The 13710-nt window shown below is 58.1% G+C and carries 17 protein-coding genes; 13 read left to right on the top strand and 4 right to left on the bottom strand.

Going from position 1 to position 13710, the window contains the following annotated elements; genetic code table 11:
- Positions 1-270, top strand: a 270-nt coding sequence (locus tag ACWIKB_RS30200) for a transposase (RefSeq protein ID WP_475271169.1), incomplete at its 5' end; no start/stop codon positions are given.
- 274 nt (positions 271-544) lie between these two features.
- On the opposite strand, the gene ACWIKB_RS30195 is transcribed toward ACWIKB_RS30200, so the two are convergent.
- Positions 545-1207: an NADPH-dependent F420 reductase gene (locus ACWIKB_RS30195; protein ID WP_475271168.1), complete on the bottom strand. Its 663-nt coding sequence runs from the start codon at positions 1205-1207 to the stop codon at positions 545-547.
- A gap of 100 nt (positions 1208-1307) precedes the next feature.
- On the opposite strand from ACWIKB_RS30195, the gene ACWIKB_RS30190 reads away from it, so the two are divergent.
- Positions 1308-2216 (top strand): LysR family transcriptional regulator, encoded by a 909-nt coding sequence (locus ACWIKB_RS30190; protein WP_475271167.1) that lies wholly within the window; start codon positions 1308-1310, stop codon positions 2214-2216.
- On the opposite strand, the gene ACWIKB_RS30185 is transcribed toward ACWIKB_RS30190, so the two are convergent.
- Positions 2211-3146, bottom strand: coding sequence for a SphA family protein (locus ACWIKB_RS30185; RefSeq protein WP_475271166.1), 936 nt, complete (start codon positions 3144-3146; stop codon positions 2211-2213). The two genes, ACWIKB_RS30190 and ACWIKB_RS30185, sit on opposite strands and share 6 nt — an antisense overlap.
- 156 nt (positions 3147-3302) lie before the next feature.
- Here ACWIKB_RS30185 and ACWIKB_RS30180 point away from each other — a divergent pair, with 156 nt between their 5' ends.
- The 3 genes from ACWIKB_RS30180 (at position 3303) to ACWIKB_RS30170 (ending at position 4417) form a co-directional block, all read left to right on the top strand.
- Complete coding sequence (locus ACWIKB_RS30180; RefSeq protein WP_475271172.1) at positions 3303-3629, top strand: hypothetical protein; 327 nt, start codon at positions 3303-3305, stop codon at positions 3627-3629.
- A gap of 128 nt (positions 3630-3757) precedes the next feature.
- Positions 3758-3961: a hypothetical protein gene (locus ACWIKB_RS30175; RefSeq protein ID WP_475271165.1), complete on the top strand. Its 204-nt coding sequence runs from the start codon at positions 3758-3760 to the stop codon at positions 3959-3961.
- Positions 3962-4027: 66 nt separating this feature from the next.
- Complete coding sequence (locus ACWIKB_RS30170) at positions 4028-4417, top strand: c-type cytochrome (RefSeq protein WP_475271164.1); 390 nt, start codon at positions 4028-4030, stop codon at positions 4415-4417.
- A 14-nt stretch (positions 4418-4431) separates the two neighbouring features.
- On the opposite strand, the gene ACWIKB_RS30165 is transcribed toward ACWIKB_RS30170, so the two are convergent.
- On the bottom strand, positions 4432-5094 hold the full coding sequence (locus ACWIKB_RS30165; RefSeq protein ID WP_475271163.1) for a glutathione S-transferase family protein: 663 nt from the start codon (positions 5092-5094) through the stop codon (positions 4432-4434).
- Positions 5095-5253: 159 nt separating this feature from the next.
- Here ACWIKB_RS30165 and ACWIKB_RS30160 point away from each other — a divergent pair, with 159 nt between their 5' ends.
- A complete protein-coding gene (locus tag ACWIKB_RS30160; protein WP_475271162.1) occupies positions 5254-5655 on the top strand; it encodes a DUF1801 domain-containing protein in 402 nt (133 codons plus the stop codon).
- A 9-nt stretch (positions 5656-5664) separates the two neighbouring features.
- Here ACWIKB_RS30160 and ACWIKB_RS30155 read toward each other — a convergent pair whose 3' ends face one another.
- The gene (locus tag ACWIKB_RS30155; RefSeq protein ID WP_475271161.1) at positions 5665-6570 is read right to left on the bottom strand and encodes an alpha/beta fold hydrolase; all 906 of its coding nucleotides are present in this window, start codon (positions 6568-6570) and stop codon (positions 5665-5667) included.
- Positions 6571-6911: 341 nt separating this feature from the next.
- On the opposite strand from ACWIKB_RS30155, the gene ACWIKB_RS30150 reads away from it, so the two are divergent.
- The 7 genes from ACWIKB_RS30150 to ACWIKB_RS30120 all read left to right on the top strand — a co-directional run bounded on the left by ACWIKB_RS30150 (position 6912) and on the right by ACWIKB_RS30120 (position 13372).
- A complete protein-coding gene (locus ACWIKB_RS30150; protein WP_475271160.1) occupies positions 6912-8330 on the top strand; it encodes an iron-containing redox enzyme family protein in 1419 nt (472 codons plus the stop codon).
- Positions 8327-9265 carry a methyltransferase gene (locus tag ACWIKB_RS30145; protein ID WP_475271159.1) on the top strand — a complete coding sequence of 313 codons (939 nt, stop codon included), beginning with the start codon at positions 8327-8329 and terminating at the stop codon, positions 9263-9265. The genes ACWIKB_RS30150 and ACWIKB_RS30145 overlap by 4 nt, the downstream gene beginning before the upstream one ends.
- Positions 9266-9286: 21 nt before the next feature.
- Positions 9287-9550, top strand: coding sequence for a hypothetical protein (locus tag ACWIKB_RS30140; RefSeq protein ID WP_475271158.1), 264 nt, complete (start codon positions 9287-9289; stop codon positions 9548-9550).
- A gap of 106 nt (positions 9551-9656) precedes the next feature.
- Complete coding sequence (locus ACWIKB_RS30135; RefSeq protein ID WP_475271157.1) at positions 9657-10655, top strand: bile acid:sodium symporter family protein; 999 nt, start codon at positions 9657-9659, stop codon at positions 10653-10655.
- 129 nt (positions 10656-10784) lie between these two features.
- Positions 10785-11084 (top strand): hypothetical protein, encoded by a 300-nt coding sequence (locus ACWIKB_RS30130; protein ID WP_475271156.1) that lies wholly within the window; start codon positions 10785-10787, stop codon positions 11082-11084.
- A 218-nt stretch (positions 11085-11302) separates the two neighbouring features.
- Positions 11303-11863 (top strand): hypothetical protein, encoded by a 561-nt coding sequence (locus tag ACWIKB_RS30125; protein WP_475271155.1) that lies wholly within the window; start codon positions 11303-11305, stop codon positions 11861-11863.
- A 108-nt stretch (positions 11864-11971) separates the two neighbouring features.
- Entirely contained in the window at positions 11972-13372 is a 1401-nt protein-coding gene (locus ACWIKB_RS30120) for an XAC2610-related protein (RefSeq protein WP_475271154.1), read from the top strand.
- Positions 13373-13710 lie beyond the last annotated feature (338 nt).

Raw genomic sequence — 13710 nt, 5'->3', positions numbered from 1 at the left:
AATCCAGAACTCCGAGAATCGGGGCTCCTCAAGGGCCGCAGCCCGATCTCGAAGATCGGCTCAGCGCGCTTGCGCGCAGGCCTGTACATGCCGGGCTTGGTCGCGTTGCAACACAACAAGGCGCTCATCGCCATGAAAGATCGCCTGAAGGCCAACGGCAAGGCCCCCAAGCAGATCATCTGCGCCGCCATGCGCAAGCTGCTGCACTACGTTTACGCAGTGCTCAAATCGGGCCAGCCATATGACCCGGAATTTGCGCTTGCTCGGTGAGATTCAAGACGGTATCTACCGGACTTGTGTAACCCGTTAAATCAATGCGTCCGCTTTTTTCCGAAGCAATGCCCAACAGCTGCCTTTCCTGTAGGCGCTTTCCAGGCCCGACCACGAACCCTGTAGGAGCTGCCGAAGGCTGCGATCTTTTGATCTTGCCTGTAAAAATCAAGATCAAAAGATCGCAGCCTTCGGCAGCTCCTACCGGGCTTGTGTGTAATCCGTTAAATCAATGCGTCCCCTGTAATTAAACAGACCTGTCCCGTTAATCCGCTCAGTGGCGCCACGACCCATCGGGCAATTCGACCTGCCGCTCGGCAGCCGCCAACGCAGCCTTCAGCCCTGCTTTATCCAGCGGAATGCAGTAGGCGGGTTTTGCCCGCTCGAACCGCCAGCTCTCATCGAGGCCACCGGCATCCACTGCGTCGAATCCAATCTCGTCCAGCAATTTGATCACCAACGCTTTCGCCACCGGATCATCCGCCGCGACGGGGAGTGCGCGTCGATCTGGTGCCGCTTTAGCGCGGGCGTCTTGCAGCAAATCCTGGGCGAGGATGGCATTGAACACCTTGACCACACGAGAGTGAGGCAGATGCTCGGCGAGCAGGCGACTGGTGGTCGTTTCGAAGCGATCCAGCGCGTCGATATGGCCGTCGCGTGCCGGGTAATAGTTGTTGGCATCCAGCACGGTTTTGCCCTCCAGCCACTGGGTCGGCACGCTGCGGTAATGCTCCAGTGGAATGGCCACCAACACCACCTCACCAAACTGTGCCGCCTCTTCAGTGGTGCCGACCTGACTGCCGCGAATGCCGGCGAGCACGCTGCTCAGGGTCTGTGGGCCCCGTGAATTGCTGAGCATCACCTCGTGTCCCGCCGCGATGGCCAGTTGCGCCACTGCGCGTCCGATGAAGCCTGCTCCAATGATCCCGATTTTCATGTCATTGCTCCGCTCATGGAAAGTAAGGGTTCATGATGATTGCCAACCAGACGCAGATAAATAATCATCGGCTACTTAGTCTCGTTACCAGGAGTGTCGAATGATGGATCGCCTGACGAGCATGGGCGCATTTGTGATGGCGGCGGAATGCGGTTCCTATGCCAGCGCCGCCGAGCGTCTCGATATGTCGCCGCAGATGGTTGCCAAGCACGTGGCCGCGCTGGAGCAGCGGCTGGGCGCGCGGCTATTGAACCGAACGACCCGACGCCAGAGCCTGACCGAGCTGGGCAGCGCTTACTACGAACGCTGCAAACACATTTTGAGCGAGGCGCAGGCGGCCGACTCCCTGGCGCAAATCATGAACGACACCCCGCGAGGCAAACTGAAAGTCAGCGCGCCCGTGACGTTCGGCTCCTACAGCCTGATGCCCTTTGTCACGGAGTTTTTGCGCCAGCATCCCGAGGTGGAAATCGATCTGCATCTGACCGACCGCTTCGTCGATCTTGTGGAGGAGGGTTATGAGGTGGCGTTCAGGATCGGCCCCTTGGCCACGTCCAGTTTGACCGCCCGGCCGCTGGCGCCTTATCGATTGATGGCCTGCGCCGCGCCGAGCTATCTGGCTGAGCGCGGAACGCCGCAAGCCCCGGAGGATCTGAAGAGCCACGAGTGTCTGGGTTATGCCTATTGGTCCCGACCGGCAGACCGCGAATGGGTGTTCTGCAAGGGCTCGACGGTTGAGCGCGTGCAAGTCGCCAGTCGATTGCAGGTCAATGAGAGCAAGGCACTGCTGTCGGCCGCGCTGGACGGGTTCGGGATCGTCCTTGGCCCCGAAGACTTTCTTGAGCCTGCCTTGCGCAGCGGTGAGTTGGTGCGACTGTTAGCGGATTACGAAGCACCGAGCCGGCAGATGCATTTGCTCTACACGGCCAATCGGCAGAGAACCGCCAAACTGCGACGTTTTATCGATGCGGCGCTGGTTCGTTTTGCTACGTCTGGAGCAGGCTTATAGCGGCACGACCAGCGTCAGCCAGGTGTTCCAGCCCTCGGCGCGATTCTCGGCATCGAACTCGTAGTAGCCCTTGAGGTTGGCGTACCAGAGTTCTTTGCCCACCTTGAAGAAATGCCCGGCCTGAGGACCGACGGCACTGACTTTGGATTTGAAATCGCCCTGGGTCGCGCCGCTGCCGCTGTCCCCTGTGACCTGGTGGTACACGTAGCCGACCACACCCAAGTGCGTCTGGCTGGTGATGAAGTGCGAGGCGCTTAAGTCGAGGTGGGCGTCGATACCGTTTTTATAATCGATATCGGTGTTTTCCCAGTTGTAGGTCATGCCCGCCACGGCAGAAAACTCGTTGGTCTTGTCGAAGTAGGTGTAACCGCCGCCCGCGTCCATCGCGGCATGACCAAGCCCGGTATTGACCAGGCGATCCGGGTCATACGCGCCGACGGGCACGTTGCCCATGGTGTACGCCATGAAATTGTGCACGCCATGGTTCCACTTCAAGGTGCCGAGCAGATAAACGTCGCTCGCGCCCTTGAGGCTGTCATCCGTGCCCCCGGAAAAAGTCCGGCCGCGCGGGCCGGTCAAGGTGGCATCGACACTGGCCTCGGACCGGCCCACGGCAGCGACCACCGACACCGCCGCTTGAGCCCCCAACAGCGGTTCGGTGAAGGTGTAGGTGGGGCTGGCGAACAGCAAATCAGCCTTTGCATCCAAACCCACGGTAGTCCGCCCGCCCCGTGGAAACGGCTTGCTCCCACCTTCACTGGCGCTGACATGGTAATAAACCAGCGGCAGGCTCCAACCCGGCTCGGTCGGCGCCGCTGCCAGCGCACCGAACTGGCCGGGCAGCCAGAAACTGATGCCACCGTCGTCCGCTTGTACGGTGATCGCAGGCAATAAGGCCATCAACCCGATCAGTCTTTTTGTTTTTGTCATCAGGGCCTCATTTGTCGACCGTTATTTGAAAAATCCATGCACGGGAAGCAAGTGTAGGTGAACGTCCGGATTTGGCTTCCTCAAGTAAGGCATTTTGCTGGCCCCCAAACCTTCGACAAATCGCCAGAATCGCCGCACTTTCAGATGGTTAGGTGAATTCAATTGCGCAATCTAGTGATCTCGCTGGCCCTGGCGAGCGTTGCCATCCCGGTTGAAGCCAAAGAGCTGAAGCCCAACGATCGGTATATGTGCAGCTGGGGCGCAGGGACGGCGGCGAGGGCTCAGGAACTGAAGCTGCAAGGCGTTTCGCTGTATGCCGCACGCCAGAAGATCCAGGGTTACAAGTTCGATAAATCGTGGATGCGCATGATGGCCATGGGTATTACCGAGCAAACCTACGACAGCAAGTCGCGGTTCAAACCCGAAGCGATCCGCAAGAGCTTTTATGAAGACTGTGTGCACTACAAATTGGCGCGTAAATAAGGCGGCGGGGTCATAGCTGAACCGATGCTGTCGAGCTTTGAAGTTTCATGATTGTTCAGGTGCGAGCGGCTTAGGATGATGGCTTCGGGTGGTGCATGGCCATGCTGGCAGCCAAAGGGAACAGAACAATGAAAACCAACCTCGTCAAAGTCGTGTTGATCGCCGGCGCTTTGCTGCTGAGCGCTTGTTCCGGTTCTGCTGTGACCACCAGCAGCTGTTATTCAGATGGCTGCCAGCAGTTTGATGGCCGCAGCGCTAACAAGCTGAATTTCGGCGGCAGTGCCATCGGTAGTAACTTCAATGAGTACAGCTCGGGTTTGCTGCACGATTAAATTGAAGGCTTCGGTATCGACGCGGGTCGTGATGAAATAGCCGCTCGTTTTCTTGAGAGCCGCTACATGAACCGCGCTGCCGTACTGACCTTCGCCGTATTGCTCACCACTGGATTGCTCGGCGCCGAAGCCAACGCGGCCGGCGATGCCGAGGCAGGCGGCAAACTGTTCAGCCGAACCTGTGGCGGTTGTCATCAAGTCGGCGAATCGGCGCGGCCGGGGTTTGGTCCGCAGCTCAATGGTGTGATCGGCCGCACGGCCGGCAGCACCACGGGCTACCAGTACTCCGAGGCGATGAAATCATCCGGCGTGATCTGGACCCGCGAAACCCTGGCCAAGTACATCGAAGACCCCAAAAGTGTGGTGGCCGGCACCCGCATGATCTTCTGGGGCATCAGCGATCCAGAAAAGATCGAAAACCTGCTGGCTTACCTGCAGACCTTTCAGCCGCAGTGATCCGAACCTGTACATCAGCGAAACCGCAACGGAATCGCCTCCGCAAACGGATAAAACTGAAAGTACGGCTTGGCTTCATCAATGACCCGCTGCACTGACGGTCGCTGGATCAACCGTTCAAAATAGGCACTCAGATGCCCGCAGTCGCCGGGAAACGGCAGCAGCGTGCTGGCATAGAACAACGCCGGGACCGCCGCGCAGTCGGCCATACTGAACGCCTCGCTAGCCACCCAGATCCTCGACGCCATCCGCCGCTCCAGCATGTAATACGCGGTGGTTAGCAGCGCATGTTCTTTGGTCAAGTCGCCATGCAGGGAGAACAGGCGATCCGCCACAATCCGCTGCATCGGCCCCTGAACGTAGAGATCGAAAAAACGATCCCACAAACGCACCTCCAGCGCGGCTTCCCAATCCTCGGGAACCAAGGGCTGCGGGCCAGGATAGAAGCGGTCCAGGTATTCGATGATGATCGTGGACTCAGGCACGTCGCGCTGGCGCGTGTGATCGTGGACCACCGGAAACTTTCCGATCGGCCATAGCGCCTGAAGCTCGGCCCGGTCGGCCTCGTTCGTCAGATCGACAATCCTCTTTTCGAATTCAAGGCCATTTTCGTACAGCGCAATCAGCACTTTGTGGCAGTACGACGAGAGCGGATGGTAGTAAAGAGTCAGCGACATCTTTCAGTCCTCAATGAACGTGTGCAGCCCACGATGTTGAATTATCGGTCGAGGTTGCGGGATGCGCGAGGCGAGCCTACCCAGCGGTCGCGGTGCCTGGAGAAAAATCCTCCGTCAGCAATACTCAAGGGTCGGTAACCACCCCGCGAGGCGATCAGCATGAAAAAGGCAACGGAAGCAGAAGAGGGCGCTAGCGCCTCTGCGCAGATCGACGCAAAAATCCAAGAGCTGGGCGATTGGCGGGGCGAGACCCTGGCGCGCATCCGCGCGCTGATCCACAAGGCCGACCCCGCTGTGATCGAGGAAGTGAAGTGGCGCGGCGTTCCGGTGTGGTCCCACGCCGGCATCCTCTGCACCGGCGAGACCTACAAGGCTGTCGTGAAGATGACTTTCGCCAAGGGTGCTTCGCTGGAAGACCCTTTGGGCCTGTTCAATTCGAGCCTCGAAGGCAACACCCGGCGGGCGATTGATATTCACCAGGGCGAGACGCTTGATGAGGTCGCGTTGAAGGCGCTGATTCGTGCGGCCGTGGCGCTTAACACCTCGAAAGCGACTAAATGAGCGGCCCCGTCACTGCGCCATAAAGTCGCGAATTGCCCGAATGGTCGGGGTCGGTGCTTCTTCCATCAGCCAGTGGCCGGCCCCGGGGATCACCACTTCAGTAACCTTGTCCGCCGCGTTGCGCATCACGATCGCTTCATTGTTGCCGAAGGACTTCTCACCGCCGATGGCCAGCACCGGCATGTTCAGACGCGTCTTTATCGAGGCTTCGTTGTCCACGGCGTCCTGGCGAATGCTGCGAAACTGCGCGAAGGCTGCGTGCATGGCGCCGGGGCGGGCGTAGAGCTTGGCGTAATGCTGGCGGGTGGCTTCGTCCACTTTGCTGGGGTCGCCGGCGAATTCGTTCCAGAAGCGGTCCAGGTAAATGCGCTCGCGCCCAGCAACCAACCGCTCGGCATCCGGCCCGCCAAAGTCGAAGTGCCACAGCATCGGCGAACGGACGATGTCGTTCCAGGGTGGAACGCCTGGCACCGGGGCATCCATCACCAGTCGATCAGTCATTTGCGGGTAACGCGTGGCGTAGGCGAAGGCGACCATGGTGCCGATGTCATGGCCGATGACCACCGAATGCTCGATACCTAAAGCGGCCAACACCCCACGAATATCGCCCGCCTGGGTCTTCTTGTCGAAGCCGTTGTCCGGGATCGACGACAACCCCATGCCGCGCAAGTCCGGCACCACCACCGTGTGATCCTTGGCCAGGTCGGCCGCCAACGGCGCCCACATGTCGCCGGTATCACCGAAACCATGCAACAGCACCACCGCCGGTCCCTTGCCGCCGACGCGTACATGCATCGTGACACCTTCCACGGGGATGTCCTTGGTGCGAAAACCCGCAGGGAAGGGCGTCACGCCGGCCAGTGCCGGGAGGCTCAGGGCGAGCAGCAGGGAAGCGGTCAGCAAGGCGCGGATCATCAGGGTTTCTCCAATGGGCGGGCGAGCTCATGGAAGGGTAGCTGGGGTTGCGCAAATTGCCGTCCAACGGACAGCCGTGAAATTCAATGAATCTTCTGAATAGGGGTGAATCGTAAGAAAGAGCGGCGCAAAGCTTAATGCCGGTCAGTTAAGTAAGGCGCAGAACCTGTGGGAGCGAGCTTGCTCGCGATAGCGGCGTAACAGTCAGCATCAATGTTGAACGTGATACCGCTATCGCGAGCAAGCTCGCTCCCACATGGATTTCGGCGTTCACCTAGTTAACTGGTCGGCATCAGGTACAAAGCCGGGATTCTTTTGAGATGACTGCCAGGTACACCCCCATGACACACCTTCAGACCCTTACAGGCACGCCAATAGGTAGCCCGGTAGCCACCGACATCAATCAGGCCAAGACCGTTTATGACGCCTTGATGCAGCCGAGCGACGCATTACGCGATGTCGATGTTGTCGATTTTCTGCATCAGGAACTGGCTCGCGCCGAGCACTCGGAGTGCGAGGTACCGAGCAATCCGCAGCAGCTTGAAGACTGGATCGGCCAGGGTGTGGCGAACGTTGCCGAGCAATATTCGGCGTATCTGCAAGAGCGGCATGCTGGCGGCCCTCGGCGATTTTTCACCGGGCGCAGCCATGCGCTGTATTTCCTGCAGCATGTCGCACCCACCAAGTTAGTGGATGGCGCGTGGCTGTACGGCCTGCTGCCGCATTGGGCGGACTATCGGTTTCATGGGTTGATTCGTACCTATCTGGAAGAGTTGGGCGACGGCGAACCTGCGCTCAATCATGTGGCGTTGTATAAAAAACTGATTGCCGATCTGGACTGCGACCCCGGCTATACGCTGGCGGATATTTATTACGCACAGGGCGCGATTCAGCTGGCACTGGGTCAGCATGGCGCGGCGTTTCTGCCGGAAGTCATTGGCTATAACCTGGGGTATGAACAGCTCCCGTTGCACCTGCTGATCACTTCGTTCGAATTGAATGAACTGGGCATCGATCCGTATTATTTTTCGCTGCACGTCACCATCGATAACGCCAGCACCGGTCATGCGCGCAAGGCGGCCCAGAGTGTGCTGTCGCTGATGCCGATGGGGGCGGAGCGCGAGGAGTTTTATCGGCGTGTCGTGCAAGGCTACAAACTGAATGAACTGGGGATTGGTTCGACAGCGATCATCAAGTCCTTCGACCTGGAGCAGCAAGTCGTCGCCATGCTCGAACGCAAACGCTCGTTCGGGCAGCACATGCATTCCGACTATTGCCGCCTGGAAGGTCTGACCATCAACGAGTGGTTGGCCACGCCGGATCAGATCCCGGCATTCCTCGATGCCTTGTTGAAAAAAGGCTGGATCAAGCGCGATGAAGACCCGGCCAACAGTCGGTTCTGGACGTTGATCGACGGGGCTGGCGCGCCGATGTTTGGGGTGTTTTCTGGTTACGAAAAACAGCTGCTCTGGGACTGGATTGCCGGCGAGCGGATCGTAGAGGAGGGCGCTACCAACGCCTTTCGATTCCAGTTCAGGGGCAAGACTTCGGCAAAACCGGATGTAGCTTTATCGGACGTCCCAACCGACCCGGACCTACAAGGGTTGATCAACGAGCTCGACCACTGCGCGCCTGGTGAAAAGATGACCTTGCTTGGCGCGTTCATGTGTCCCGCCATGCACGCGACGCCTGCCGGGCTCTACGCCACGCGGGAATTCGTCAAGGTGATGAGTGAGAGCGTAAAGGGGCCGCAGGTATGAGTGGACAATCGGCGCTGCTGCAACTCGGCAATTTGCTTCGCAAAAGCGGATACACGTTCGTGACGCCAACGCCTCTCACTCATCAACGGGTCAACGACAGGGCGGGTAACGCTGTTGGCAGAACGCTGCGTGATGCGTTTGGCTGGAGCAGGCCATTCGAGCAGGGCCTGCTGCCATCGAACGACGAGCACCAACTGATCGAAAGCGGCGTTTTGGAACGTGACCATGAACGACTCAAAAGCACCGTCAGATGGTCGTCGCTGGATAACCTGTTGCTGGTTCATTCTGCCTTTCCGACCACCCAGGAAGACTCAGTCTTCTTTGGCCCCGATACCTATCGTTTTGCTCAAACCATAGAACGTCATTTGCAAACCACCGATTGCGTTATCAAGCGTGCTGTCGACATCGGTTGTGGCACAGGCGCCGGCGCGATGCTCATTGCCCGGGCGAATCCCGAGGCGGAAGTCTTCGCGGTGGATATCAACCCCAAGGCGCTGGATTTCACCGGGGTCAATGCTGAACTCGCAGGCTTGAATAACGTGGTCTGCCAGGCCAGCAATGTACTCAATGACGTAGAAGGGCGCTTCGACCTGATCGTCGCCAATCCGCCTTACATGAAAGATTCCAGGCAACGGGCTTATCGCCACGGCGGTGATGCACTGGGTGCGGACCTGTCCGTGCGGATCGTTCACGAATCGATTGAGCGTTTGTCCGTTGGCGGGTCGTTGCTGCTGTATACCGGCGTCGCCATTGTGGATGGCCAGGATCCGTTTCTCGCGTCAGTGAAAGAGACGCTGGATCAGCCAGCGCTGGACTGGAGCTACCGCGAACTCGACCCGGACGTCTTCGGCGAGGAGTTGCTGGAAGCCGGGTACGAACAGGTCGATCGCATCGCTGCCGTGGAACTGATCGTCACGCGACGTCTATCGATGTAGGTCTTTTTGCAGGATGCCGTCATGAACTCATTCAAAAACCTGCTGACTCCGGCTCAAGAACAGCGGCTCTGTGCCCTGGATTCCTGGCATCGTGCGCTCGACGATTGCTCGCTGCGGATGGAGTGTCCCGATGCCTATCACGAGGAGCTGCTGCGCCAAGCAGATGAAATGGATCGCCAGGGCATTGTGAATTGGGAGGAGTGGCGAGACTTGCGACGGGAGGCGGATGCGGCTTATTTGCTAGCGGTGGCGGGAGGGGATTACCACTCAGTGGTCAGCCGATAGGTTTTCTGTCCTTTTGGCGCTATCTGGTGGCCCATTGGCGTTAGTCGGTCATTGGACATCGGAATAGAGTGGTCGCTATGTTCCTGGCGCCCGGAAAACCCTAAAGATGACCCGCCCTCGTTTCTTGCCTGACAACTTCACCCTGACCCTGATCAGCGTGGTGATCCTCGCCAGTTTCCTGCCCGCCAGCGGTCAGGTCGCGGTCGGTTTTGGCTGGCTGACCAACTTCGCCATAGCCCTGCTGTTTTTTCTGCATGGCGCCAAACTGTCCCGCGAATCGATCATTGCCGGGGCCGGCCACTGGCGCCTGCACCTGCTGGTGTTCAGCCTGACCTTCATCCTGTTCCCTATCATCGGGCTGGCGCTCAAACCATTGCTGTCGCCGTTGATCGGCAACGATTTGTACATGGGCATGCTCTACCTCTGTGCGCTGCCCGCCACCGTACAGTCGGCAATTGCGTTCACCTCGCTGGCGCGGGGCAACGTCCCGGCGGCGATTTGCAGTGCGGCGGCGTCCAGCCTGTTCGGGATCTTCCTCACGCCGTTGCTGGTGACCTTGCTGCTGGATGTACATGGCGACGGCGGCTCGACCATCGATGCAATACTGAAGATCAGCGTGCAACTGTTGCTGCCATTCGTGGCCGGGCAGATCGCTCGGCGCTGGGTCGGCAACTGGGTGGCGCGCAACAAGACCTGGCTGAAATTCGTCGATCAGGGCTCGATTCTGTTGGTGGTCTACGGTGCCTTCAGCGAGGCGGTGATTGAAGGCATCTGGCATCAGATCCCGCTCTGGGAACTGGCCGGGCTGGTGGTGGTGTGCTGCATCGTCCTGGCGCTGGTGCTGCTGGCGTCCACTGTGCTGGGCAAAGCCTTTGGCTTTAATCAGGAAGACCGGATTACCATTCTTTTCTGCGGTTCGAAGAAAAGCCTGGCCACCGGAGTGCCGATGGCTCAGGTGTTGTTTGCCGGCAGCACGCTGGGCGTGTTGATTTTGCCGTTGATGCTGTTCCATCAGATTCAGTTGATGGTATGTGCGGTGTTGGCGCAGCGGTATGCCAATCGCACGGAAACGGTGGCTGAAATGATGGGGCAGGTGGATCCTTAATAATTGTCCCCTTATTGTTCAGGGCCTTTGTTCATATGATTCATATGTGGGTGGCCACTATTCAATTTGTTGTCGCCGCCCTGTTTGTTTGTTAAATTGCGCGCCTCAAAAATTAATCAGGGAAGAGTGATGTTTATTATTTGGCAAGGATGGGGCGTTCTTTCGATTCTTATCCCGTTGATCTGCATGATTCCTTTCGTAGGACTCTTCAATGGATTCGGGCTGGGTATCGGTCTACTGGTTGGCGCGGCCGTCAACGCCTATGTTGGCCACCGGCTGAATAACCGACCGGGCAAAACTTACATTGATACAGCCACCGGTGGCGAAGTCGTCTTTCGCAAGAAAAACACATTGTTTTTTGTGCCTATGCAGTATGTATCTGTGTTCTGGGCAATAGTGGGTATCTTTGCATTGCTTAATGCGCACTAAGCGCACGGCGTAGACCTGATACGCATTGCATACTTGCCAAGTGGACGCGGCCAATTATTTAGGGCCGGTCTGAAGTAGCCGCGTTTACTTCTCTAATCACAGCCCTTACTTCAAAAAAGGTGCAGGGGAGCAAAAACGTGGCTATCCCATCTTTCAATTCATTCGTTTTACATCGGCGAACGCCGTTGTCAGGTCCATTGTGTGCCTCACGGGTGCACTTGGCCCGCGCGTCCTTCATCGTGTTGCTTACCTGTGCAAATCAAGCCCTGGGTGCGAGCCTGCCGCCAGCCAGCGTCGACGTACTGGCATGGCCGCGCATGTCTTCAAGCGAGTTTGGTTGCTACATGGAGAAGACGCTGGGACATCGGGACAAGCGCTTCAATTGCGCCTTGAAGGGCTACGAAAACCAAGGCGATCCGTGCAACAACACCGATGCCTACGAAGAAGGCCCCGACTTTCCCGACAGCCTGGCTGCCAGGGTTCATCCGCTCGCGACGCAGGTCCAACTGAGTTGGGAACACGGGGAGTTGCAACAGGTCACGATCTTGCTCAAAGGCACCCTCGACGAGAACGAAGTCCGTAACGCGTTCAAGTTGCCTCGCGCCGAAACCTATACGTTATCCGAAGCAGAGCAGGGGGCCTTACCGGGAAATATCATGGACACCAGTGTCCAATATGAGCGCCCGGGTGACCCCTCCGTTGGGCTGCTTACTTCTGTCATGTTGACCGGCTTCGATCATATGGGCGCGGGCGATGTCGACTGCAGCGCGGACGAGTGACTGACCTCAAGCAAGCTCATTACAAAACCGTTGCCGCTTGCGGTTAAAGGCTAGCCGCCCCATTTGCCGCGACACTGCGGCCCCGAACTTACAGCAAGGAAGCGTTGAATGCGTTCGCTCGTCAGTGGTGTGCTTTTCTCCATGGCCCTGTCGGCCGCGGCCGTGGCCGAACCTCTGTCGTTTGCGGTAAACGACCCCAGTGGAAAATATCTGGTCGAAGTGTTGTTCCCCGAGCCGCCGGCAGATCTGCATCAACTGGCGCCGGCATTCATCACCGTGCGCGACAAAAATACCCTCGAAACCCTGCAGCAATTGCAAACCCAGGCCGGCAATGTGCCTGTAGGTCGCGATGGCAAAGTCGATACTTCGCTGCTCGGCCCCCTGGGCTTGTTGTACTTCGCCGACTTCGATTTTGATGGCCGTCAGGATCTGGCGATTCGTAATGGCTCCGATCCCGAACTGCGCTACAACTCGACTTTCGACATCTATCTGCAAGACCCGCAAACAAACCAGTGGGTTCTCAACAGAGCGCTGACTGACCTGGCGAAGGACAGCGGCGGGATGTTTTCGGTCGGCCCGCAGGACGGCATTCTGCATTCGCAAACCGACCGTGGCTGCTGCTGGATGCGCGCAACCCAATGGAAAATGCGCGACGGCGAATTGGTGCGGGTTCACTCGTACACCCAGGAGGAAGTTCCTGCGACCGAGTATGGCGAGAATTCCAGCATGCCTCGCGGCTACATGCTGCGCACCACCGGCGACTGGAAGGACGGCCAGTGGCACGAACAGCCCAGCCTGGAAGGACCGGTCAACGACGATCCACAGATGCTTGTCGGTACCCTCAACGGCAAGATCCCGGTAGAAATCTGGTACCAGGAGCAGGGCGCAGTCATCATTGGCGAGGTGCGCTACACCAAGGGTGGCAGCGGTGAGCCGATCAAACTGGTGGGTTCTCGGGAAGATTACGGCGACGAGCACTCCGTCAACCTTCACGAATATGCTGACGATGGTCGTCAGACGGGTATCTGGCGCCTCACCCAGGAACAAACCAGCCCCTACAACTACAACGGCACCTGGATCAGCGGCGCCAAGGGGGACGACCGCGAACTGGCGATCCTGCTTCGCTATGAACAGCGTGAACCGGACTACGCCAAACTCAGCGAAGTCGACCGTCATCAGCGCAGCGGGCATTACCAGATGCGCCAGGACTTTCTGGGGCGTGACGGAGATCTGGACTTGAAAATCCTGCCTGACCGGGATGCCCAGGGCAGAGAAGTGGCAGAATTCACCGTGACATTGAAAGACGTTGTGACCTTGAAAGACATCGCGACCGAGCATCACATCGTGCCGATGGAAACCGAAAACCTGATCATTGTGCGTGAGCCGCAAGCGTCCAGCAGAAATGGCCCATATCACATACAACTGGTGAAAAACTTCGCGGTCATCAACTACAACGCTGCGCCGGATTCCCAGGACATGCTGACGGGAATGTACCGCAAGCAGCCTTGAGTAAAACCTGTTGCCAAACGGCTGCGCCTTACCCCTCTCCTTTATTTTGATAGGCGTTGTCGTACAACGACATTTTCTATCCTGTCCGCCGTCTGCACCTGAAAATTAAAGGCCATCGGGCCTCTAGCCACCGCACCCTATGCAAAGTCGGCCTGCGATAGGCAGGCTTGTGTCATGACGAACGGCCATCTTTCAGATTGACAGCCCGGTATAGAGGTCGATATAAAAGGCACAGTTGTACGACGACAGACGATAGATCGGCTGTTGAACCCTAAAAATAAAAATGAGTGTCGGCCCCATCATGAATCCAACCTGCGTACTCGCGTCTCCGAATGCCC

The sequence above is a fragment of the Pseudomonas sp. 5Vm1k genome, from assembly GCF_056161485.1.
Note: the sequence above shows the minus strand (reverse complement) of the source record. Positions and strands in the feature narration are given on the sequence as shown.

Bases quoted from the DNA above. Each gene is read 5' to 3' on its own strand.
- ACWIKB_RS30195 (WP_475271168.1), bottom strand. From the start codon at position 1,207: ATGAAAATCGGGATCATTGGAGCAGGCTTCATCGGACGCGCAGTGGCG.
- ACWIKB_RS30190 (WP_475271167.1), top strand. From the start codon at position 1,308: ATGATGGATCGCCTGACGAGCATGGGCGCATTTGTGATGGCGGCGGAA.
- ACWIKB_RS30185 (WP_475271166.1), bottom strand. From the start codon at position 3,146: ATGACAAAAACAAAAAGACTGATCGGGTTGATGGCCTTATTGCCTGCG.
- ACWIKB_RS30175 (WP_475271165.1), top strand. From the start codon at position 3,758: ATGAAAACCAACCTCGTCAAAGTCGTGTTGATCGCCGGCGCTTTGCTG.
- ACWIKB_RS30170 (WP_475271164.1), top strand. From the start codon at position 4,028: ATGAACCGCGCTGCCGTACTGACCTTCGCCGTATTGCTCACCACTGGA.
- ACWIKB_RS30165 (WP_475271163.1), bottom strand. From the start codon at position 5,094: ATGTCGCTGACTCTTTACTACCATCCGCTCTCGTCGTACTGCCACAAA.
- ACWIKB_RS30160 (WP_475271162.1), top strand. From the start codon at position 5,254: ATGAAAAAGGCAACGGAAGCAGAAGAGGGCGCTAGCGCCTCTGCGCAG.
- ACWIKB_RS30155 (WP_475271161.1), bottom strand. From the start codon at position 6,570: ATGATCCGCGCCTTGCTGACCGCTTCCCTGCTGCTCGCCCTGAGCCTC.
- ACWIKB_RS30150 (WP_475271160.1), top strand. From the start codon at position 6,912: ATGACACACCTTCAGACCCTTACAGGCACGCCAATAGGTAGCCCGGTA.
- ACWIKB_RS30145 (WP_475271159.1), top strand. From the start codon at position 8,327: ATGAGTGGACAATCGGCGCTGCTGCAACTCGGCAATTTGCTTCGCAAA.
- ACWIKB_RS30140 (WP_475271158.1), top strand. From the start codon at position 9,287: ATGAACTCATTCAAAAACCTGCTGACTCCGGCTCAAGAACAGCGGCTC.
- ACWIKB_RS30135 (WP_475271157.1), top strand. From the start codon at position 9,657: ATGACCCGCCCTCGTTTCTTGCCTGACAACTTCACCCTGACCCTGATC.
- ACWIKB_RS30130 (WP_475271156.1), top strand. From the start codon at position 10,785: ATGTTTATTATTTGGCAAGGATGGGGCGTTCTTTCGATTCTTATCCCG.
- ACWIKB_RS30120 (WP_475271154.1), top strand. From the start codon at position 11,972: ATGCGTTCGCTCGTCAGTGGTGTGCTTTTCTCCATGGCCCTGTCGGCC.